This window comes from Mycobacterium sp. BK086 (assembly GCA_004362315.1).
In the GTDB taxonomy this organism is placed as follows: Bacteria; Actinomycetota; Actinomycetes; order Mycobacteriales; family Mycobacteriaceae; genus Mycobacterium.
Genome location: SNWL01000007.1, coordinates 65,858 through 85,852 on the forward strand (window position 1 = coordinate 65,858; position 19,995 = coordinate 85,852).

Consider the following 19,995-nt stretch of genomic DNA (forward strand, 5'->3'; position numbering starts at 1 on the left):
ACTTAGACATGTCGCGAATTGGTAAGCAGCCGGTGGCAATTCCCGCCGGTGTTGATGTGACGATCGACGGTCAGAACGTGTCGGTCAAGGGCCCCAAGGGCACGCTGCAGCTGGATATCGCCGAGCCGATCACGGTGTCGCGCAACGACGATGGCGCCATCGTGGTCAGCCGTCCCGACGACGAGCGGCGCAGCCGTTCGCTGCACGGGCTGTCGCGCACCCTGGTGTCCAACCTGGTGACCGGTGTGACCCAGGGTTACACCACCAAGATGGAGATCTTCGGCGTCGGTTACCGCGTGCAGCTCAAGGGAAGCAACCTCGAGTTCGCGCTCGGGTACAGCCATCCCGTGGTCATCGAGGCCCCGGAGGGCATCACCTTCGCGGTGGAGACGCCCACGAAGTTCTCGATCACCGGTATCGACAAGCAAAAGGTCGGCCAGATCTCGGCGAACATCCGTCGCCTGCGTCGCCCGGACCCCTATAAGGGCAAGGGCGTGCGCTACGAGGGTGAGCAGATCCGCCGCAAGGTCGGAAAGACAGGTAAGTAAGCCATGGCTCAAGCACAGAAAGCAGCCACCGATCGCACGCCGGTCGGCACGACGGTCTCGGCCGCGCGCCGGGCTTCGCGTCTGCGTCGGCACAACCGGCTGCGCAAGAAGGTCGTCGGCACCGCCGAGCGGCCCCGCCTCGTGGTCAACCGCTCCTCGCGGCACATCCACGTGCAGCTGGTCAATGACGCCGAGGGCATCACGGTCGCCGCTGCCTCGTCGATCGAGGCCGACGTCCGCGCCCTCGAGGGTGACAAGAAGGCCCACAGCGTACGGGTCGGTCAGCTGATCGCCGAGCGCGCGAAGGCCGCCGGTGTCGAGGCCGTGGTGTTCGACCGCGGTGGCAACACCTACGGCGGGCGGATCGCGGCACTGGCCGACGCTGCCCGCGAGAACGGACTCAAATTCTGATGATGGACAACGGAAGGACCGCATGATGTCGGAGCAGAGCGCAGCGCCGGATACCGGCGCCCCCTCAGCCGGCACCCGCACCGACGTACAGCGCGGCGGACGTGACGACCGCGGTGGCCGTGGCCGCCGCGACGATCGCGGAGACCGTGGTGGACGCGGCGGTCGCGACGGCGGCGAGAAGAGCAACTACCTGGAGCGCGTTGTCACGATCAACCGTGTCTCCAAGGTGGTCAAGGGTGGTCGCCGGTTCAGCTTCACCGCACTGGTCATCGTCGGCGACGGCAATGGCTTGGTCGGTGTCGGCTACGGCAAGGCCAAAGAGGTGCCCGCGGCGATCGCCAAGGGTGTCGAGGAAGCTCGCAAGAACTTCTTCCGCGTCCCGCTGATCGGCGGCACCGTCACCCATCCCGTTCAGGGCGAGGCTGCGGCCGGCGTCGTGATGCTGCGTCCGGCCAGCCCGGGTACCGGTGTCATCGCCGGTGGCGCGTGCCGTGCCGTGCTGGAATGCGCTGGCGTGCACGACGTTCTGGCCAAGTCGCTGGGCAGTGACAACGCGATCAACGTGGTTCACGCCACCGTTGCCGCGCTCAAGCTGCTGCAGCGTCCCGAAGAGGTGGCCGCTCGTCGCGGGCTGCCGATCGAAGACGTCGCGCCGGCCGGCATGCTGCGCGCTCGTCGGGAAAGCGAAGCGCTGGCTGCCGCAGCAGCGCGTGAAGGAAGCGCATAACCATGGCAGAGCTGAAGATCACCCAGGTGCGTGGCGTCGTCGGCGCCCGCTGGAAGCAGAAGGAAAGCCTGCGAACCCTGGGCCTGAAGAAGATTCGCCAGTCGGTGGTTCGCGAGGACAACCCGCAGACGCGCGGATTGATCAACGTCGTGCACCACCTCGTCGAAGTAGAAGCGGTTGAGGGCAAATCATGAGCGTCATCAAACTGCACGACCTGAAGCCGGCTCCCGGCTCCAAGACCGCGAAGACTCGTGTCGGTCGCGGTGAGGGCTCGAAGGGCAAGACGGCCGGTCGTGGCACCAAGGGCACCAAGGCCCGCAAGAACGTGCCGGTGACCTTCGAGGGCGGGCAGATGCCGATCCACATGCGGCTGCCCAAGCTCAAGGGTTTCCGTAACCGGTTCCGCACCGAGTACGCCGTCGTCAACGTCGGCGATATCGCCAAGGCGTTCCCCGAGGGCGGCACCATCGGCGTCGACGAGCTCGTCGCCAAGGGCCTGGTTCGCAAGAACGTCCTCGTCAAGGTGCTCGGTGACGGCAAGCTGGCCGCCAAGGTCGACGTCACCGCTCACAAGTTCAGCGGCAGCGCCCGCGAGGCCATCACCGCCGCAGGCGGTTCGGCCACCGAGCTGTAGAGCCGAGACCTACGAAAAAGCCCCGCCCTGGCGGGGCTTTTTCCGTTGTCAGTCGAGTTGCGGAATGACTTCGGCGGCAAGGCGTTCCATCTGTTCGCGATCCTCTTCGAGACCGGCGCCCAAGGGATTCAGCAGCAGCGTCTGCGCGCCGGCATCGATCACCTCACGCAGCCCTCGTGCGACATCGGCCGGTGTACCCGCCACCGGGACGGCGTCCACCCCGGGCATCGAGCCGTAGATCCGGCGCAGCCCCGCCAGCACCCGCTCGCGGGCCCGTGCGGCGTCGTCGACGATCAGGTAGACGCGCTTGCCGATCCGGAAGGCGTTCGGATCCTTGTCCTGCTCGGCCAATTCGGTGCGCAGGATCTGCACTGCGGTCGCAAAGTCTTGAGTCGTCGAGGATCCCGCGCCCATGAAGGCGTCGCCATGACGCACCGCGCGGGCGATCGCACGAGGAGCGTTGGCGCCGAACCAGATCGGTGGGTGCGGTCGTTGCACGGGCTTGGGGGAGATCGGCAGATCGTCGACATCGCGGAATCGGCCGTGGAAGGTCACCCGTGGCTCGTCGGACCAGGCCGCCTTCATCAGCTGCAGACCTTCGGTGAAGCTGCTGATGAAGGTGGCCGGGTCGACGCCGAACGCCTCGAACTTGCGCCGCCCGCCGCCGGGCGCGACACCGAGGTCCAGGCGGCCGTGGCTGAGCCGGTCCACGGCGGTGACGGTGGCGGCCAGTTGCAAGGGGTCGTGCAATGAGGTGATCATCACGGCCACGCCCAGCCGCAAGGTCGTGGTGCAGGCGGCCGCCCAGGCCAGCAACTCCATCGGCGCGATCAGCGGTGTCGGCCCGATGACCTGCTCCAAGGTCCAGCCGCCCTCGAATCCGAGCTCCTCGGCGCGGGTCAGATAGCTTCGCAAGCCCTCGCCGTCGAAGCCGTCGACGTCGGTCTGCGGTATCGAGATGGAGTACCTCACCCCTCCACCGTACGAGCGTGCCCATCATCGGCGCCGGTAGCCTCGATCCTATGTTCGCCTTCCTGCCCGACATCCCGGGCGCCGACGACATCCGCGATGCGCTGCGCCGCATCGACACCGCCCGGCACCACGGGGTGCCCGACGGCTGCATCCTGGAGCTCGATCTACAGACCGCGCCACCGGAGGCCAGCGGCTTCGATCCGTTGACCTTCATCACCGGCGGCGGCCGCACGATGCTGCTGCGCGACGCCGTCGCCGCGATCCACCGCGCTGCCGAGGATCCGCGGGTGGCGGGATTGATTGTTCGGGTGCAGCTTTCGGCCGCGCCGGCCGGTCCGGTGCAGGAGCTGCGGGCCGCGATCGCCGCCTTCACCGAGGTCAAGCCGTCACTGGCGTGGGCCGAGACCTACCCCGGCACCCTGTCCTACTACCTGGCCTCGGCGTTCTCCGAGGTGTGGATGCAGCCCACCGGCACCGTCGGGCTGATCGGCTTCGCCACCAACGCGCTGTTCCTGCGCGATGCGCTGGGCAAGGCCGGTATCGAAGCCCAGTTCGTCACCCGCGGCGAGTACAAGTCGGCGGCCAACCTGTTCACTCAGGATCATTACACCGACGCACACCGCGAGGCCGATTCTCGGCTGATCGACAGCCTGCACAGTCAGGTGTGGCAGGCCATTGCCGAGTCGCGCAATATCGACGTCGCCGCGGTCGATGAGCTGGCCAATCGCGCCCCCCTGCTGCGCGACGCCGCAGTCACCGGTCATCTCGTCGATCGCATCGGATTCCGCGACGAGGCCTATGCCCGCATCGCCGAACTCGTTGGCGTGGAGGGCATCTCACCGGAGACCGGCGACGCCGACTCCGACGACAACGCCCCGCCACGACTGTTCCTCTCCCGCTACGCGCAGGTCCGCAAGAGCGGGCCACCGGTTCCGATGCCCCCGCTGCCGTCGGTGCCCGGGCGCAAGAAGCGGCCGAGGATCGCGGTGGTGACGGTCGCCGGATCGATCGTCAGCGGCCGCGGCGGCCCGCAGGGGCTCCCGTTCGGGCGCTCCAGCGCCGGCGGTGACACCATCGGCGCGGCGCTGAGGCAGGTCGCCACCGACGACGACGTGGCCGCCGTCGTGGTGCGAGTGGACAGTCCGGGCGGGTCGGTGACCGGCTCGGAGACCATCTGGCGCGAAGTCACGAGGGTGCGGGCCAAGGGCAAGCCCGTGGTCGCCTCGATGGGCGCGGTGGCCGCCTCGGGCGGCTACTACGTTGCGATGGGCGCCGACGCCATCGTCGCCAACCCGGGAACCATCACCGGCTCCATCGGCGTGCTGACCGGCAAGCTGGTGGCCCGCGAGCTCAAGGAACGCCTCGGGGTCGGATCGGACAGCGTGCGCACCAACGACAACGCCGACGCGTGGTCGGTGAACGCGAAGTTCACCCCGGAGCAGGAAGCGTTGGTGGAGGCCGAGGCCGACTTGTTCTACACCGACTTCATCCAGCGGGTCGCCGAGGCGCGACACATGTCCGTCGATGCGGTCGACGCGGTGGCGCGCGGCCGGGTCTGGACCGGTGCCGATGCGCTCGAGCACGGGCTCGTGGACGAACTCGGCGGGCTGCGAACAGCGGTGCGCCGGGCCAAGGTGCTCGCCGGGATCGACGTCGATGCCGATGTCGAACTCGTCAGCTACCCCAGCTCGGGATTGCGAGACTTCTTGCGCCCCAAGCCGTCTTCGCAGCCTGCCGCAGCATCCTTGCCCGATGCCCTCACGGCACTTCTCGGTCAGTCGGTCAGGGGCGTGCTGGACCAGGGGGAGCGGGCGCTGTCCGGCACCAGCCTGCTGTGGCTGGGTTTCAACCCAGAGTGGCGCTGACGTAGACGATTTCGCCGAACGGGTTATTGTCGTTTTCGTCCCGTTCCGGGGGCAGCGCCAATCCGTGTCGTGCGAACAGCTCTTCGCCTGGAACTCCGGTGACGTCCCAGCCCGTGCCGCGCAAGTACTCCATCACGTGGCTGCGCGGGCCGGCGTAGACCAGTGAGCCCATGTCCAGATCCAAGCCCTGATCACGCGCCTTGGCCGTCATCTCCGAGCCCTTGGCCGGGTCGAAATCCATGATGCCGGGCACATATTCGGTGGCTACCGTGCTACCGGGCGCACTCAGCGACGTGATGGTGTCGAACAGCCGGTCCTGGGCGTCGGGCGGCAGGTACACCAATAGTCCTTCTGCTACCCACGCGGTGGGCGCGCTCGGGTCGAAACCGGCGGCACGCAGGGCCGCGGGCCAGTCCTCGCGCAGGTCGATGCCGACGGTGTGGCGCTGTGCGGTGGGCTGCGCACCGAGCTCGTCGAGCACACCGGTCTTGAACTCGATCACCTTGGGCTGGTCGATCTCGAACACGGTGGTGCCCGCGGGCCATGGCAGCCGGTAGGCGCGGGCGTCAAGGCCGGACGCCAGGATCACCGCTTGCCGGATGCCGCTGGCGGCCGACGCGATGAAGTAGTCGTCGAAGAACTTGGCGCGTACGGCCATTGCATCGATCATCGCCTGTACCCGCTCGGGGGTGACGTCATCGAACAGGGCGGGGTCGAGTTCGCCGTCGATCATCTTGATGAAGAAGTCGATGCCGACGGCCCGGACCAGAGGATCGGCGAACGGATCGTCGATCAGGGCGCGGGGATCCTTGGTGGCCAGTGCGCGTCCGGCCGCGACCGCGGTTGCGGTGGCGCCCACGCTGGAGGTCAGGTCCCAGCTGTCGTCGTCGGTGCGAGCCATATCTTCTCCTAGGCGAGGGTTGCGGAGATGTACTGGAAGCCGGTGAACTGATCGGCCATCTCGTCGTCGTGGTTCTCGAATCCGTTGGCCTCGAACAGTTCCTGGACCAGTTCGCCGGTCACCTGCCAACCGAGCCCGTTCAGATGGTCGATCACATGGCTGCGTTCGCCGTGGAACACCAGGTCGGCGAGATCATCGCTGAAACCGAGTTTGCGCCAACGCTCTTCGCCGTCGTGATCGGCCTCGTCGCCGGTGAACGCGTCCATGCTGGGCATGAATTCGGTGGCCAGCCGGCTGCCGGCCGGGCTCAGCGCGGTGATGTGCTCGAACAACGCGTCCTGGGCCTCCGGCGGCAGATAGATCAACAGACCTTCGGCGATCCACGCTGTCGGCTGGTTCGGATCGAACCCGTTGGCGCGCAATGCCGCAGGCCAGTCCTCGCGCAGATCGATCCCGATGGTGTGCAGACCCGCGGTGGGAGTGGCGCCGAGGCCGCGTAGCGTGGACGTCTTGAAGTCGATGACCCCGGGTTGGTCGATCTCGAAGACTTCCGTCTCAGCCGGCCAGGCCAACCGGTAGGACCGGGTGTCCAGGCCCGAGGCCAGTATGACCGCCTGCCGGATGCCCGCAGCGGTGGCGCCGAGCAGGAAATCGTCGAAATACCTTGTGCGCACGGCCATTCCCTGAGCCATTCGCTGCAGGTCAGTTTCCGTGTGCTCGGCGGCGACGTCCCCGTCGAGCATCTGCAGGAACATCTCCATGCCGACGGCCTTGACCAGCGGCTCGGCCCACGGATCGTCGATCAGCGTGGCGCGGTGGGCCAGCGCGCGGGAGGCGGCGACGGCCGTCGCGGTGGCTCCGACTCCGGAGGCCAGGTCCCAGGTGTCGCCCGCGGTGCGCGCCATCACTGCTCCCTGGCGCGGGTCGCGGTCAGATACCCCGTGGAGTCGCTGAATTGGACCAGCGACTCGTCGTCGGGCATCTCGAAACTGTTGGTGGCATACGATTCCCGGGTGGTCAGGGTGCTGATCCGCCAGCCGAGTTCGGCCAGGTAGTCGCCTGCCGAATTCCGTTCGCCGTCGTAGAACAGGGCGGGCAGGTCGATGTCGGAGCCGATCTGCGCCGAGTATTTCTTGAATCGGTCTTTCCAGCTGTCCGGCAATGTCGTTTCCGCCGCCATGAACTCGGTGGCGAAGCGACTATCCGGTGCCGACAGCGCGTTGATGTTGTCCAGCAGCCGGTCCTGAGCCTCCGGCGGGAGATAGATGAGCAGACCTTCGGCAATCCACGCGGTCGGGGCAGTGACGTCGAAACCGTTCGCCCGCAACGCTGCCGGCCAGTCGTCACGCAGGTCGACGGCGATCGCGCGCCGCTCGGCGGTGGGGGACACGCCCATGTCGGCCAGCACCCGGGTCTTGAATTCGATGACCTGAGGCTGGTCGAGCTCGAACACGACGGAACCGGCCGGCCAGCTCATCCGATAGGCGCGGGTGTCGAGCCCGGACGCGAGGATCACCGCCTGGCGCACGCCGTCGCGGGCCGCGTTGGTGAAGAAATCGTCGAAAAACCTTGTGCGGACTGCGATCTGTTCGATCATCCGGCGACGGTTGAGCATCGGGTCGTCCTCGATGTTCGCCTCGCCGTTGGCCACCCGGATCAGGGACTCCACTCCGACGGCTTTGACCAGCGCGTCGGCATACGGATCGTGGATCAGCGCGTCGGGGCCCTGGGAGGCCAGTGCGCGCGATGCCGCCACGGATGTGGCGGTGGCCCCCACACTGGAGGCCAGGTCCCAGGTATCGCCTTCGTAGCGGATGGAGTCGGTGTCGTTCATGGTGTTTACTTCCGGATTGCGATGACGGACACGGAATTCCGCAGTGATTCGGTCAATTCCGTTTGAGGGAAGGGCCGGCCGTAGACCCCGAACATCTCCTCGCGGGCGCGGGCAGTGACCTGCCAGCCCTGCTGCTCGAGATAGCCGATGACGGGATTGCGGTCGCCGGCGTAGAACAGGTCGGCCATGTTGAGATCAAGGCCCCGATCCCGCCATTGGCTGCTGATCGCCTTGGAGCGGGCGGCCAGGCCGGCGCCGCCGTCGGGGTGGTATTCGGTGGCGATCCGGCTGCCCGGCGCGGACAGCGCGGTGATGTTGTCGAACAGTCGGTCTTGGGCGTCCGGCGGCAGGTACACCAGCAGGCCCTCGGCACTCCACGCGGTCGGCAACGCGGAGTCGAAACCGTTGGCGCGCAACGCTGCCGGCCAATCCTCGCGTAGGTCGATGCTGACCGAACGGAGGTCGGCGGTGGGGGAGGCGCCCAGCGCGGCGAGTGTCTCGGTCTTGAAGTCGATCACCTGGGGCTGATCGATCTCGTAGACCACGGTGCCGGCCGGCCAGTCCAGCCGATACGACCGGGAGTCCAGGCCGGAGGCCAGGATGACGGCCTGGCGCACGCCGGCCGCGGCGGCGTCGAGGAAGAAGTCGTCGAAAAACTTTGTCCGCACGGCCATCACGTCGGTCATGATCCGCGCGGTGTCCGCGCCGTCCATGGCCGCCATGTCGATATCGCCGTCGACCATCTTGGTGAACACGTCGATGCCGACGGCGCGGACCAGCGGTGCGGCGAACGGGTCGTCGATGAGTGGGTTGTCTTCGCGGCTGGCGACCGCCCGCGCCGCGGCCACCATAGTGGCGGTGGTCCCGACGCTGGTGGCCAGGTCCCAGGAGTCGGCGTCGCTGCGGCTCACCGGGCGCCGCCGTAGACGGCGCTGAGGTAGTAGAGCTTGCCCATCGGCTCGTCCTCGTCGAAGGTGCCCCGCTGTCCGGCGGCCAACAGGTCGTTGACCGGAGCCGTGTCCACCTGCCAGCCGTGGCCGGTGAGGTAAGTGGTGGCCTCGTTGCGCTCGCCCAGGTACACCAGGTTGCCGAAGTCGAGATCGAAGCCGTTGTCACGCCAGTGCGCCGAGATGGTCTCCATCTTTTCCCGCGACTGTTCCTGTTCGTCGGGGTTCGACGGCGGCGCGCTGTCGATGGCGACGCGGCTGCCAGGAGCGGACAGGCCGGTGATGGTGTCCAAGAGGCGGTCCTGAGCTTCGGGGGGCAGGTAGCCCAACAGCCCTTCGGCGCTCCACGCCGTGGGTGCCTGCGGGTCGAAGCCGGCATCGCGCAGTGCGCTGGCCCAGTCGTTGCGCAGATCGATGGCCACGGTGCGGCGATCGCAGGCGGGCGCGGCGCCCTGCTCGGCCAGGGTCTGGGTCTTGAAGGCGATGACCTCGGGCTGGTCGATCTCGAAGACGACCGTGTCGGCCGGCCAGTCCAGTCGGTAGGCGCGCGAGTCCAGGCCGGAGGCCAGGATCACGACCTGGCGAACCCCGGCGTCGGCCGCGTCGAGGAAGAACTCGTCGAAGAACTTGGTCCGCACCGCCATGTTGTCGGTCATCCGCGTCACGCCCATGGCGGCCTCATCGTCGGGGACAGGGATGTCGCCGCTGGCCATCTTGATGAAGAAGTCGATGCCGACGGCCCGCACCAGAGGTTCGGCGAACGGATCGTCGATCAGGGGCTCGGTCTCCCGGCTCGCCGCGGCGCGGGCGGCGGCGACCAATGTCGCGGTGGCTCCCACGCTGGACGCCAGGTCCCAGGTGTCGTTGTCGGTACGCGTCATTCCTCTAAGCCCTTTACTGCCGCAACTGATACTTAGCCGATATAACCAAGATCGACTGTACGTGATTCCCGCTGTGGGACTCCTGTGAGCGCGGGGGTCCCGCCGGACCGATCCCCGGGTCGCTTCGCTCCTGCCCGCCGGCGCCGCCGCGGATTCCCGCCCTGCCTGGGCCAACTGTTACTCTCGTAGACTGTTTGAGCGCGCGATCCTGCAGGGGGAAACCTCGCGGCGATCGGTGCAAGGCAGGATTACCCGAACGCTGGCCAGACCAGCCCCATTGGCACGCTGAGACTCCCGTCCGGCTGCCCAGGAGGAAGAGTGCTCTCGGCTTTCATCTCTTCGCTCAGGACGGCAGACCTGAGGCGAAAGATCCTTTTCACCCTGGGCGTTGTGATCCTGTACCGGGTCGGCGCATCGCTGCCGTCCCCCGGGGTCAACTACAAGAACGTCCACCAGTGCATCGAGCAGGTCAGTGGTGGCGCCGGGGGGCAGATCTACTCGCTGATCAACCTCTTCTCCGGCGGCGCGCTGCTGCAGCTGACGGTGTTCGCGGTGGGCGTAATGCCCTACATCACCGCGAGCATCATCGTGCAGCTGCTGACGGTGGTCATCCCTCGCTTCGAACAGCTGCGTAAAGAAGGTCAGGCCGGTCAGGCCAAGATGACCCAGTACACGCGCTATCTGGCGATCGCGCTGGCAATCCTGCAGGCCACCAGCATCGTGGCCCTGGCCGCCAACGGCGGCCTGCTGCAGGGCTGCACACTCGACATCCTGCAGAGCACCAGCATCTTCTCGCTGGTCATCATCGTGCTGGTGATGACCGCGGGCGCCGCCCTGGTCATGTGGATGGGCGAGCTCGTCACCGAGCGCGGCGTCGGCAACGGTATGTCGCTGATGATCTTCGCCGGCATCGCCGCCCGCATCCCCGCCGAAGGTAAGAGCATCCTGGACAGCCGCGGTGGCCTGGTGTTCACCGCCGTCTGCGCGGCCGCCCTGGTGATCATCATCGGCGTCGTCTTCGTCGAGCAGGGCCAGCGCCGCATCCCGGTGCAGTACGCCAAGCGCATGGTGGGCCGCCGGATGTATGGCGGCACGTCGACCTATCTGCCGCTGAAGGTCAACCAGGCCGGTGTTATCCCGGTGATCTTCGCGTCGTCGCTGATCTACATCCCGCACCTGATCACCCAGCTGATCCAGAGCGGCCGGACCACCCCGAGCAACGGCTGGTGGGACCGCTTCGTCGCCAACTATCTGACGAACCCCGCCGACCCCGTCTATATCGGCATCTACTTCGGCTTGATCATCTTCTTCACCTACTTCTATGTGTCGATCACGTTCAACCCTGACGAGCGTGCCGACGAGATGAAGAAGTTCGGCGGCTTCATCCCCGGTATCCGACCGGGTAAGCCCACCGCCGACTACCTGCGTTACGTCTTGAACCGGATCACCCTGCCCGGCTCGATCTACCTGGGTGTGATCGCCGTCCTGCCGAACGTGTTCCTGCAGATGGGGAACAGCGGTGGCGTCCAGAACCTGCCGTTCGGTGGTACCGCGGTTCTGATCATGATTGGCGTCGGTTTGGATACGGTCAAACAAATCGAGAGCCAGCTGATGCAGCGCAACTACGAAGGGTTCCTGAAGTGAGAATCGTTTTGCTTGGTCCGCCGGGTGCGGGCAAGGGAACCCAGGCCGCTGACCTGGCCAAGAAGTTCGGCATCCCGCACATCTCCACCGGTGACCTGTTCCGGCACAACATCAGCAACGGCACCGAGCTGGGCGTGGAGGCAAAGAAGTATCTCGACGCCGGCGACCTCGTCCCGGCCACGTTGACCAATGCGCTCGTCGACTCTCGGCTCGACGACGCCGATGTGAGCGACGGCTTCATCCTCGACGGCTTCCCCCGCTCGGTGGAGCAGGCCGAGGCGCTCAAGCAGATGCTCGACCGCCGCAACCTCAAGCTGGACGCCGTGCTCGAGTTCCGGGTGCCCGAGGAGGAGTTGGTCACCCGGCTCATGAGCCGTGGCCGTGCCGACGACAACGAAGACACCATCCGCAACCGGTTCAAGGTCTATCGCGACGAGACGGCTCCGCTGCTGGACTACTACCGCGACGAGCTGAAGACCGTCGACGCGGTCGGCGGTCTCGACGAGGTGTTCGCCCGGGCGCTCAACGCACTGGGCCACTGACGCTCGATGGTCTCGATCCCCGGTCTGCGCAATCGCAAGACGGTTCCCGCCCGCACGCCGGGTGAACTGGATGCGATGGCCGCTGCCGGGGCCGTCGTTGCCGCCGCGCTGCGCGCCGTCCAGGCGGCCGCCGCACCCGGGGTGTCCACCAAGGAACTCGACGACGTCGCCGAGGCGGTGATCCGGGACGCCAACGGCATCCCGTCGTTCCTCGGTTACCACGGCTATCCCGCCAGCATCTGCTCGTCGGTCAATGACCGTGTGGTGCACGGCATTCCGATGGTGGACGAGAAGCTCGCCGCCGGTGACCTGGTATCGATCGACTGCGGTGCGATCATCGAGGGCTGGCACGGCGACGCCGCCGTCACCTTCGGTATCGGCACGCTGATCGCGATGGACGAGGCACTGTCCGCGGCCACCAAGCAGTCCATGGAAGCCGGTATCGCGGCGATGGTCCCTGGCAACCGGCTCACCGACGTCTCGCACGCCATCGAGACCGGTACCCATGCCGCCGAGCGGACCTACGGCCGCAAGTTCGGCATCGTCGCCGGCTACGGCGGGCACGGCATCGGCCGCCAGATGCACATGGACCCGTTCCTGCCCAACGAGGGCGAGCCGGGGCGGGGGCCGCTGCTGGTCGCCGGATCGGTGCTGGCGATCGAGCCGATGCTGACCCTGGGCACCACCAAGACGCGAATCCTGGCCGACGAATGGACCGTCGTCACCTCGGATGGGTCGCGGGCTGCGCATTGGGAGCACACCGTCGCCGTGACCGACGACGGCCCGCGGATCCTGACCGCTTGATCCCCGTGCGCTGGTAATTGGCGCACACTTTGAACCAGACGCTCACCGGTTACGTATCTCAGCCGGGAGGTTTGTGATGGACGACCCGGAGGCGGCGTTGGTGCGGGTGCTCTACCAGGAGCACGCGGCTGCTCTGTGGCGCTACGCGCTGCGGCTCACCGGGGATCCCGCCCGCGCCGAGGACGTGGTGCAGGAGACGCTGCTGCGTGCCTGGCAACACCCCGAGGTGGCCGGTGATGCCGAGCGCTCCGCGCGGGCGTGGTTGTTCACGGTCGCCCGCAACATGATCATCGACGAGCGTCGCAGTGCCCGGTTCCGCAGGGAGACCGACTCGCTGGACACCGAGGGGGCACCGGAACCCGCCGGCCCCGACGAGGTGAACACGGCGCTGGACCGGCTGCTGATCGGCGACGCGCTGGCCCAGCTGTCGCCGGATCACCGCGCGGTGGTCCGACGCTCCTACTATCTTGGCTGGACCACAGCGCAGATCGCGGCCGACCTCCAGATCGCCGAGGGAACGGTGAAGTCGAGGCTGCACTACGCGGTGCGTGCCCTTCGTTTGACGCTGCAGGAGATGGGGGTGACCCGCTGATGGACCCGCACGATCCATATGACACCTGGGATGCCTCCTATGTGCTGGGGTCCCTGTCGAGCAATGAGCGTCGCGAGTACGAGGCGCACCTGAACGGATGCGTGCCCTGCCGGACGGCGGTCGGTGAACTCAGCGGTATGCCCGCCCTGCTGGCCATGCTCAGCCCCGACGATGTGGCCGCGATCGACACCGGCGATATCGAACCCCCGCCGCTGCGCCCGCAGCTGCTCGACGGTGTGCTGTTCGAGGTGCGCCGTCGGCGCCGGCGCGGGCGGTGGATCACCTGGACGGTGGCCGCCGCAGCCGCCGCGGTGCTGGCTGTCGGGATTCTCGTCGCGATCAAGCCCGCTCCCTTCGCGGCCCCGGGCAACGCACCGCAGGTGTCGGCTTCGGGGGTCAGCATGACGCCGGTGATGCCGTCCTCGTTCGATGCGACGGTGCAACTGACTCCCATGGGGTGGGGCACGCACGTCGAGATGACCTGCACGTACCACCACGAGATCGGCGAGGACGCCTCCGAAGAGGCCGACAAGCTGGTGATGTACGTGATCGACCGCGACGGTCACCGCGTGCAGCTGGCGACGTGGATGGCTCGCGAAGGCGAGTCGGCCACGCCGACTGGCAGCACGGCGATGCCGATGGAGAAGATCGCCTCCGTCCAGGTGGTCAAGGCCGAGACCGGTGACGTGCTGCTGGAGCGCAGCCTGTAGTTGCCGCTGATCTATTGATCAGTCAAAAGCGTTCTCCTGAAATACTTTTCACTTGATCAGTGTGTGAATCGCTGAACCTATCCGGCTTGCCCTTCGTGTCACTGGCAGGGTTGGGGAGGACAGGTGAGCCAGATGGACAGGCGACAGCGCGTGGTCGACCACATCGTCGACCAGCTTGCGGCCATCGGCGTCGACCATATGTTCGGCGTCGACGGGGCCAATATCGAGGATCTCTACGATGCCGCGTACTTCCATGACGGCGTCACCGCCGTCCTGGCCAAGCACGAGTTCTCCGCGGCCACGATGGCCGACGGGTACAGCCGGGCAGGATGCGGGCTGGGAGTGGTCATGGCCACCTCCGGCGGGGGCTCGCTCAATCTCGTTCCGGGCCTGGGTGAGTCGCTGGCCAGCCGAGTTCCGGTGCTGGCGCTGGTTGGTCAGCCCCCTATCGTGATGGATGGGCGCGGCAGCTTTCAGGACACCAGCGGCCGGAACGGCTCACTGGATGCGCAGGCGTTGTTCTCCGCGGTATCGGTGTACTGCCGGCGCATCACCTCCGCCGAGCAGATCCTGACCGCGCTGCCGGAGGCGATTGCCGCGGCATGGCAGGGTGGTCCCGCGGTTCTGTTGTTGCCCAAGGATATTCAGCAGGCACTGGTTCCGGTGCGTAGCCGGCTGTCGGCGGCTCCCGAGCCGCCGGTTGTGGGCGATCCGTGGCCGATCGCCCGCGCGCTGCGCCGGGCGCATGGACCCGTGACGATCATCGCCGGCGAGCAGGTGGCGCGTGACGACGCCCGTGGCGAGCTCGAGCGGCTGCGCGCCCTGCTGCGGGCCAGGGTCGCGACAGTGCCCGATGCCAAGGATGTCAGCGGTTCGCCCGGGCTGGGTTCGTCGTCGTCGCTGGGGGTCACCGGTGTGATGGGGAACCCGGGGCTCGGCGATGCGATCCGCGAGAGTGCACTGTGCCTGGTGATCGGAACCCGGCTGACGGTGACCGCACGTGCCGGCCTGGACGATGCGCTGAGCTGTGTGCCGACGCTGTCCATCGGCTCGGCCGCGCCGTATCTGCCGTGCACCCACATCCGGACCGACGATCTTCGGGCGTCACTGGGCAAGTTGACGATGATGCTCTCGGGAGGTGGGCGGCGGCCCAACGGTGTGCGGGTTCCCGAGGTGCTCGGGCGCCAGGAGTTGTTCCCGCCGCGGTACGACGGTGACGGGATCCGTTACCGGGATGCGGTTTCCGCGCTTGACGCGGTGCTGCCCGACGACGTCGACATCGTCGTCGACGCCGGCAACACCGGCGCGGCAGCGATCCACAACCTTCCGGTGCGCAGATCGGGACGATTCATCGTCGCACTGGGGATGGGTGGCATGGGGTACAGCTTCGGCGCTGCCATCGGCATGGCGTTCGGCCGAAGTCGCCGGGTCGTGGTGGTGGCCGGCGACGGTTCGTTCTTCATGCACGGCATGGAGATCCACACCGCGCTGCAGTACCGGCTGCCGATCACCTTCGTGCTCTTCAACAACAACGCGCACGCCATGTGCGTGACGCGCGAGCAGCTGTACTACCGAGATCTCTACACCTACAACAGATTCCGCCCCAGCGACTTGGGTGCCGGGCTGGCGGCGATGTTCCCCGGTCTGCGCTCGGTCGACGTCACCGAGGCCGGCCAGCTGCGGGACGCATTGGGAGCAGCCCTGGCCGACGACGGGCCGTCCGTCGTCAGCATCGAATGCTCCGCCGACGAAATCCCGCCGTTCGCGCCCTTCTTGGCCGCGTTACGGCAATCCACAACCCCGACAACAGAGGAGAGCAGGACCCATGTCGCTGCCCGCGCTTGACGATATCTTCGTCCACACCGGATCGGCCGCTCCCATCGACGGGGTCACGCGGATCGAGACGTCGCCGCGAGAGAAGGCCACCCCGGTCATCATGGAGATGATGCGGTCGGTGTATCCGCACGACGAGGTGTTCGGCCAGTATTGCACCGTCAACGAGTACATCGATTGTCCGCCCGACGAGCTCTACGAGTATCTGTCCGACACCCGTTCGCTGGAGGAGTGGACCTACAGCCTGCGCGGCTTCGAGGCCACCGATGAGCCGGGACTGTGGCTGGCCTATGACCGATTGGGTTCGGAGACAAAGATTTACACCCGAACCGAGGCCAACCCGCAGGCGCGTACGGTCGATTACCACTGCGCGTGGGATCAGGGCAAGCACCTGTGGATGATCTACCTGATGCGGGTGATCGACGCGCAAGTCGTCCTCGACAAGCCGGGTTCGGTTGTGCTGTGGACGAATTGCCACCACCCCTTCTACGACGAGAACCCCTACCCGGAAGCGGCACCACCGCAGCGTCCGGTATGGGTCGGTGACTTCTGGGACATGTTCGGCGCCGGCCACGAACTCGAGATGAAGAACCTCAAGGCGATTGCCGAGTACCGGCACCGCAACGGACTCCCGGTGACGCCGGCGTGGATGAAATGAGCACTGCCATGAGCCAATCCGATATCAGCCTGATCGACGTCTCGAGTTATCTGCCCGGCGACCCGATCCCGGCCGACTACTACGCACAGTTTGCGGATTCCGACGAACTGCGCGACAACCTGATGTTCCGGGCACCGAAGTTCCGCCACCATGTCGCACCCGAGGAGACGGCCACCGACATGATCGAGCGGGCCGCCGCCGGGCTGATCGAGCGGCACGGTGAGGACGTGGTCGCCGGCGCCGACGTCCTGATCACCCACACCCAGATGCCCGACATACCGTTCTACGGCGGTGGCGGTGCGATCGCGCATCGCCTTGGCATGCGGCCGAATTGGGTGCTGGATCTGCACAACGGCGGGTGCGCGGCGTTCGTGCTCGGACTGCAGGTGGCCCGCCAGCTGCTGTCCTCGGGCGCGGGCCGCACCGCGCTGGTGGCGATCGCCCAGAACTCGGCCGGCCAGGTCTTCGATCAGCCGACCGTGCGGCGCAAGGCCCAGGCGGCGGTCCCCGGCGACGGCGCGGCCGTCGGCCTGGTTGCGGTGTCGGACGAGTCCCCGATCCTCGATATCGAAACCCGCACCTACGGCGAATTCGCCGGCGATATGACGATCGCCTTCGATCCGCCGCGCAAGTGGTGGCAGCCCGGTCCGGCCGAGGGCTATATCGGCTTCACCGAATCGAAGATCACCAAGGTGCTCGCCCGGGGCAACCGGCAGGTACCGGAAGTCGCACTGGCGGTGTGCGATCGGATCGGGATGAAGTCACGCGACCTCGACCTGTTCGTCAGCAACCAACCCAACCGGGTGTTCCTGCGGAACTGGCGCGAAGCACTGGAGCTGCCCCCGGAGCGGCACGTCGACACCTTCGACCAGTGCGGCAACCTGTTCGGGGCGGGCATTCCGATCAACCTCGACCGGGCGATCAGCGATGGGCGGATCTCGGCGGGTGACACCGTGCTGATGGCGGCGTTTGCGCATGCCGGGGATTTTGCCGGGGCAGCCGCGGTCCGCTGGGGCGGCAGGGCCGCCTGATGCATCCCTTGACGCCGGTCGTCGACGACACCGTCGCCGCGCTACCCGACGCGATCGATCCACTGGCGTTGTCGCTCAACGAGAATCCGTTCTCGCCACTGCCCGCGGTGCGTTCGGCGCTGATCGCCGCGATCGACTCCGCCAACCGCTACCCGGAGTTCCTGCCGGAACGGCTGCGCCGCTTGATTGCCGGACGCATCGAAGTGGCCGACGACCAGGTGGTGATCGGCCCGGGCGCCACGGGTGTCGCGATGCAACTGCTGCATGCCGTGACCTCCCCGGGTGACCGGATCGCCATGGCCACACCGACCTTCGACGGCTACCCGATTTTCGCGCAGATGGCCCGGCTGCAGCCGATCATGGTTCCGCTCGACGAGCACGGCCGTCACGATCTGGATGCGCTGGCCGACGCGGCCGCCGACGCGAAGGTGGTGGTCTTGTGCCGCCCGCACAACCCGACCGGGACCGTCGAGTCCGCGCCCGCGGTAAAGCGGTTCCTGGACGCGGTGCCCCGCGACACCGTCGTGCTACTCGACGAGGCCTACATCGAGTTCGTCGCGCCCGCGTTCCGGCTCGACGGACGGTCGCTGATCCAGCGGTATCCCAATGTGCTGGTGCTGCGCACGTTCTCCAAGGCCTACGGTCTGGCCGGTCTGCGGATCGGCTACGGATTCGGGTCGACTGCGTTGACCGGCATGCTCTGGCGGATGCAGTTGCCGTTCGGGGTGGACAGCAGCAGCCTGGTGGCGGTGGCGGCGTCCTACGATGCGGAACGTCAGCTGCAGCGGCGCATTCGGGTGATCGCGGCCGAGCGGCGGTACCTGCGGATGCGGCTGCGTGCGATGGGTGTGTACGTCACCGAGGGCCACGCCAACTTCGTGTATCTGCCGCCGGCAGGCACGCCCTGGCAGGAGGTCTTCGACCCGGCCGGGCTCAAGGTCCGCCACTACAACGACGGCGGGGTGCGAATCACGGTGGGGGACCGCTGGTCGACGCGTGCGGTGCTGGCCGCGGTGGCGCGGCGACCGTAGTGGCCTTCGCCGGTACCCGGATGCGGTATGAATGGGCGGATGCCTGCTTCAGATACACCCGACAAGCCGGACCCGATCGCCGCGGCGCGGCGGAACTGGGAGCGTTCCGGGTGGGGTGATGTCGCCGAGGGCATGGTGGCGGTGACGTCGGTGATGCGGGCCCACCAGATCCTGCTGGCCCGGGTGGAGAATGCGCTGCGGCCCTACGATCTGAGCTTCTCGCGCTTCGAACTGCTTCGGCTGCTGGCGTTCAGCCGCAGCGGCGCGCTGCCGATCACCAAGGCGTCGGATCGGCTGCAGGTGCACGTCACCAGCGTCACGCACGCGATTCGCCGGCTGGAGGCCGACGGGCTGGTGAAGCGGGTCCCGCATCCCACCGACGGGCGCACCACGCTGGTGGAGATTACCGAGATCGGCCGTTCGACGGTGGAGGACGCAACGAAGACGCTCAACGAGCAGGTGTTCGCCGATGTCGGGTTATCGGTGGCCGAGGCGCGCGCGCTGGCCGCGTCGATCGAGACGCTGCGCCACCACGCGGGGGATTTCTAGCGCAGGGTCTCGATGACCGCGCTGAAGTCCAGATCGGCGTGCTGTTCGGCGAACTTGGCGTAGATCTCGGCGGCGTGGGTGCCCAGCGGGGCGGTGGCACCGGTCGACGAGACCGCGTTCATCGCCAGGCCCAGGTCCTTGTTCATCAGTGCGGTCGCGAAACCCGGCTGGAAGTTGTTGTTGGCCGGTGACGTCGGAACTGGGCCCGGCACAGGACAGTTGGTGTGTACCGACCAGCAGTTGCCGGTCGCCCCGGTGATCACGTCGAACAACGACTGGGCGGACAGGCCGAGTTTCTCGGCCAGCACGAACGCTTCACCCACGGCGATCTGCTGCACCGCGAGCACCATGTTGTTGCACAGCTTGGCGGCCTGCCCGGCGCCGGAGGATCCGCAGTGAATCACCTTGCTGGCCATGGGTTCCAGCACCTTTTGTGCCTGCTCCAGCGCATCGGCCTCGCCACCGACCATGAAGGCCAGCGTGCCGGCCGTCGCGCCCTTGATGCCACCGGACACCGGGGCGTCGAGCTGGGCCATGCCCGCGGCGGTGGCCTGGGCGTTGACCTCACGCGCGTCGTCGACGGAGATGGTGGAGGTGTCGATGAACAGCGTGCCGGCCTTGGCGGCCGGAAGTGCTTCGGCGTAGCAGGCTTTCACGATCGCACCGTTGGGCAGCGAGGTGATGACGACGTCCGCCCCGTCGACCGCAGCGGAGCCGGCCTCGAACACCGTCGCGCCCTTCTCCTCCGCGGCCGCGCGCAACGCGGGGACCGGGTCGAAGCCGCGCACGGTGTAGCCGGCACTGACGAGGTTGGCCGCCATCGGCCCGCCCATGTGGCCCAGCCCCAGGAACGCGATCGTCGTCATGCGTGAGCTCCTTTG

The 19,995-nt window shown here is 67.3% G+C and carries 23 protein-coding genes; 16 read left to right on the forward strand and 7 right to left on the reverse strand.

Going from position 1 to position 19,995, the window contains the following annotated elements; all coding sequences use genetic code 11:
* Positions 1 to 8 precede the first annotated feature (8 nt).
* Genes rplF through rplO form a run of 5 tightly spaced genes read left to right on the forward strand, consistent with a single transcriptional unit; the run spans position 9 to position 2,320 of the window.
* Positions 9 to 548 (forward strand): 50S ribosomal protein L6, encoded by a 540-nt coding sequence (rplF, locus tag EV580_RS23980; RefSeq protein WP_133694277.1) that lies wholly within the window; start codon positions 9 to 11, stop codon positions 546 to 548.
* A 3-nt stretch (positions 549 to 551) separates the two neighbouring features.
* Positions 552 to 959, forward strand: a complete 408-nt coding sequence (rplR, locus tag EV580_RS23985) for a 50S ribosomal protein L18 (protein WP_133694279.1) — start codon at positions 552 to 554, stop codon at positions 957 to 959.
* Positions 960 to 981: 22 nt separating this feature from the next.
* On the forward strand, positions 982 to 1,686 hold the full coding sequence (rpsE, locus tag EV580_RS23990; protein WP_085976046.1) for a 30S ribosomal protein S5: 705 nt from the start codon (positions 982 to 984) through the stop codon (positions 1,684 to 1,686).
* Positions 1,687 to 1,688: 2 nt separating this feature from the next.
* Positions 1,689 to 1,880 carry a 50S ribosomal protein L30 gene (rpmD, locus tag EV580_RS23995; RefSeq protein ID WP_133694280.1) on the forward strand — a complete coding sequence of 64 codons (192 nt, stop codon included), beginning with the start codon at positions 1,689 to 1,691 and terminating at the stop codon, positions 1,878 to 1,880.
* Complete coding sequence (gene rplO, locus EV580_RS24000; protein WP_133694282.1) at positions 1,877 to 2,320, forward strand: 50S ribosomal protein L15; 444 nt, start codon at positions 1,877 to 1,879, stop codon at positions 2,318 to 2,320. The genes rpmD and rplO overlap by 4 nt, the downstream gene beginning before the upstream one ends.
* A 48-nt stretch (positions 2,321 to 2,368) precedes the next feature.
* On the opposite strand, the gene EV580_RS24005 is transcribed toward rplO, so the two are convergent.
* Entirely contained in the window at positions 2,369 to 3,292 is a 924-nt protein-coding gene (locus EV580_RS24005) for an LLM class flavin-dependent oxidoreductase (protein ID WP_133694284.1), read from the reverse strand.
* Between the two features lie 50 nt (positions 3,293 to 3,342).
* Here EV580_RS24005 and sppA point away from each other — a divergent pair, with 50 nt between their 5' ends.
* On the forward strand, positions 3,343 to 5,157 hold the full coding sequence (gene sppA / locus EV580_RS24010) for a signal peptide peptidase SppA (protein ID WP_133694986.1): 1,815 nt from the start codon (positions 3,343 to 3,345) through the stop codon (positions 5,155 to 5,157).
* On the opposite strand, the gene EV580_RS24015 is transcribed toward sppA, so the two are convergent.
* Genes EV580_RS24015 through EV580_RS24035 form a run of 5 tightly spaced genes read right to left on the reverse strand, consistent with a single transcriptional unit; the run spans position 5,138 to position 9,720 of the window.
* Positions 5,138 to 6,058, reverse strand: coding sequence for a class I SAM-dependent methyltransferase (locus tag EV580_RS24015; protein ID WP_133694285.1), 921 nt, complete (start codon positions 6,056 to 6,058; stop codon positions 5,138 to 5,140). The two genes, sppA and EV580_RS24015, sit on opposite strands and share 20 nt — an antisense overlap.
* A gap of 8 nt (positions 6,059 to 6,066) precedes the next feature.
* On the reverse strand, positions 6,067 to 6,963 hold the full coding sequence (locus EV580_RS24020; RefSeq protein WP_133694287.1) for an SAM-dependent methyltransferase: 897 nt from the start codon (positions 6,961 to 6,963) through the stop codon (positions 6,067 to 6,069).
* Entirely contained in the window at positions 6,963 to 7,892 is a 930-nt protein-coding gene (locus EV580_RS24025; RefSeq protein WP_133694289.1) for a class I SAM-dependent methyltransferase, read from the reverse strand. Before EV580_RS24025 ends, EV580_RS24020 begins: the two co-directional genes overlap by 1 nt.
* Before the next feature lie 5 nt (positions 7,893 to 7,897).
* Positions 7,898 to 8,803 (reverse strand): class I SAM-dependent methyltransferase, encoded by a 906-nt coding sequence (locus EV580_RS24030; protein ID WP_133694291.1) that lies wholly within the window; start codon positions 8,801 to 8,803, stop codon positions 7,898 to 7,900.
* Positions 8,800 to 9,720 (reverse strand): class I SAM-dependent methyltransferase, encoded by a 921-nt coding sequence (locus EV580_RS24035; protein ID WP_133694292.1) that lies wholly within the window; start codon positions 9,718 to 9,720, stop codon positions 8,800 to 8,802. The genes EV580_RS24030 and EV580_RS24035 overlap by 4 nt, the downstream gene beginning before the upstream one ends.
* A gap of 318 nt (positions 9,721 to 10,038) precedes the next feature.
* Between EV580_RS24035 and secY the strand changes: the two genes are divergently transcribed.
* From secY to EV580_RS24085, 10 genes are all read left to right on the forward strand, one after another.
* Complete coding sequence (gene secY, locus EV580_RS24040; protein ID WP_133694294.1) at positions 10,039 to 11,364, forward strand: preprotein translocase subunit SecY; 1,326 nt, start codon at positions 10,039 to 10,041, stop codon at positions 11,362 to 11,364.
* Positions 11,361 to 11,906, forward strand: a complete 546-nt coding sequence (locus EV580_RS24045) for an adenylate kinase (protein WP_133694296.1) — start codon at positions 11,361 to 11,363, stop codon at positions 11,904 to 11,906. Before secY ends, EV580_RS24045 begins: the two co-directional genes overlap by 4 nt.
* Positions 11,907 to 11,912: 6 nt before the next feature.
* On the forward strand, positions 11,913 to 12,710 hold the full coding sequence (gene map / locus EV580_RS24050) for a type I methionyl aminopeptidase (protein ID WP_133694298.1): 798 nt from the start codon (positions 11,913 to 11,915) through the stop codon (positions 12,708 to 12,710).
* A gap of 76 nt (positions 12,711 to 12,786) precedes the next feature.
* Positions 12,787 to 13,302: a sigma-70 family RNA polymerase sigma factor gene (locus EV580_RS24055; RefSeq protein ID WP_133694300.1), complete on the forward strand. Its 516-nt coding sequence runs from the start codon at positions 12,787 to 12,789 to the stop codon at positions 13,300 to 13,302.
* The gene (locus EV580_RS24060) at positions 13,302 to 14,012 is read left to right on the forward strand and encodes an anti-sigma factor family protein (RefSeq protein WP_133694302.1); all 711 of its coding nucleotides are present in this window, start codon (positions 13,302 to 13,304) and stop codon (positions 14,010 to 14,012) included. Before EV580_RS24055 ends, EV580_RS24060 begins: the two co-directional genes overlap by 1 nt.
* A gap of 132 nt (positions 14,013 to 14,144) precedes the next feature.
* Positions 14,145 to 15,857, forward strand: coding sequence for a thiamine pyrophosphate-binding protein (locus tag EV580_RS24065; RefSeq protein ID WP_133694303.1), 1,713 nt, complete (start codon positions 14,145 to 14,147; stop codon positions 15,855 to 15,857).
* On the forward strand, positions 15,838 to 16,503 hold the full coding sequence (locus EV580_RS24070) for a DUF8713 domain-containing protein (protein WP_133694305.1): 666 nt from the start codon (positions 15,838 to 15,840) through the stop codon (positions 16,501 to 16,503). Before EV580_RS24065 ends, EV580_RS24070 begins: the two co-directional genes overlap by 20 nt.
* Before the next feature lie 8 nt (positions 16,504 to 16,511).
* The gene (locus EV580_RS24075; protein WP_133694307.1) at positions 16,512 to 17,534 is read left to right on the forward strand and encodes a 3-oxoacyl-ACP synthase III family protein; all 1,023 of its coding nucleotides are present in this window, start codon (positions 16,512 to 16,514) and stop codon (positions 17,532 to 17,534) included.
* Complete coding sequence (locus EV580_RS24080; RefSeq protein ID WP_133694309.1) at positions 17,534 to 18,565, forward strand: pyridoxal phosphate-dependent aminotransferase; 1,032 nt, start codon at positions 17,534 to 17,536, stop codon at positions 18,563 to 18,565. Before EV580_RS24075 ends, EV580_RS24080 begins: the two co-directional genes overlap by 1 nt.
* A 39-nt stretch (positions 18,566 to 18,604) precedes the next feature.
* On the forward strand, positions 18,605 to 19,114 hold the full coding sequence (locus tag EV580_RS24085; RefSeq protein WP_166654868.1) for a MarR family winged helix-turn-helix transcriptional regulator: 510 nt from the start codon (positions 18,605 to 18,607) through the stop codon (positions 19,112 to 19,114).
* Here EV580_RS24085 and mmsB read toward each other — a convergent pair.
* Positions 19,111 to 19,980 (reverse strand): 3-hydroxyisobutyrate dehydrogenase, encoded by an 870-nt coding sequence (gene mmsB / locus EV580_RS24090; protein WP_133694312.1) that lies wholly within the window; start codon positions 19,978 to 19,980, stop codon positions 19,111 to 19,113. The genes EV580_RS24085 and mmsB overlap by 4 nt on opposite strands.
* Positions 19,981 to 19,995 lie beyond the last annotated feature (15 nt).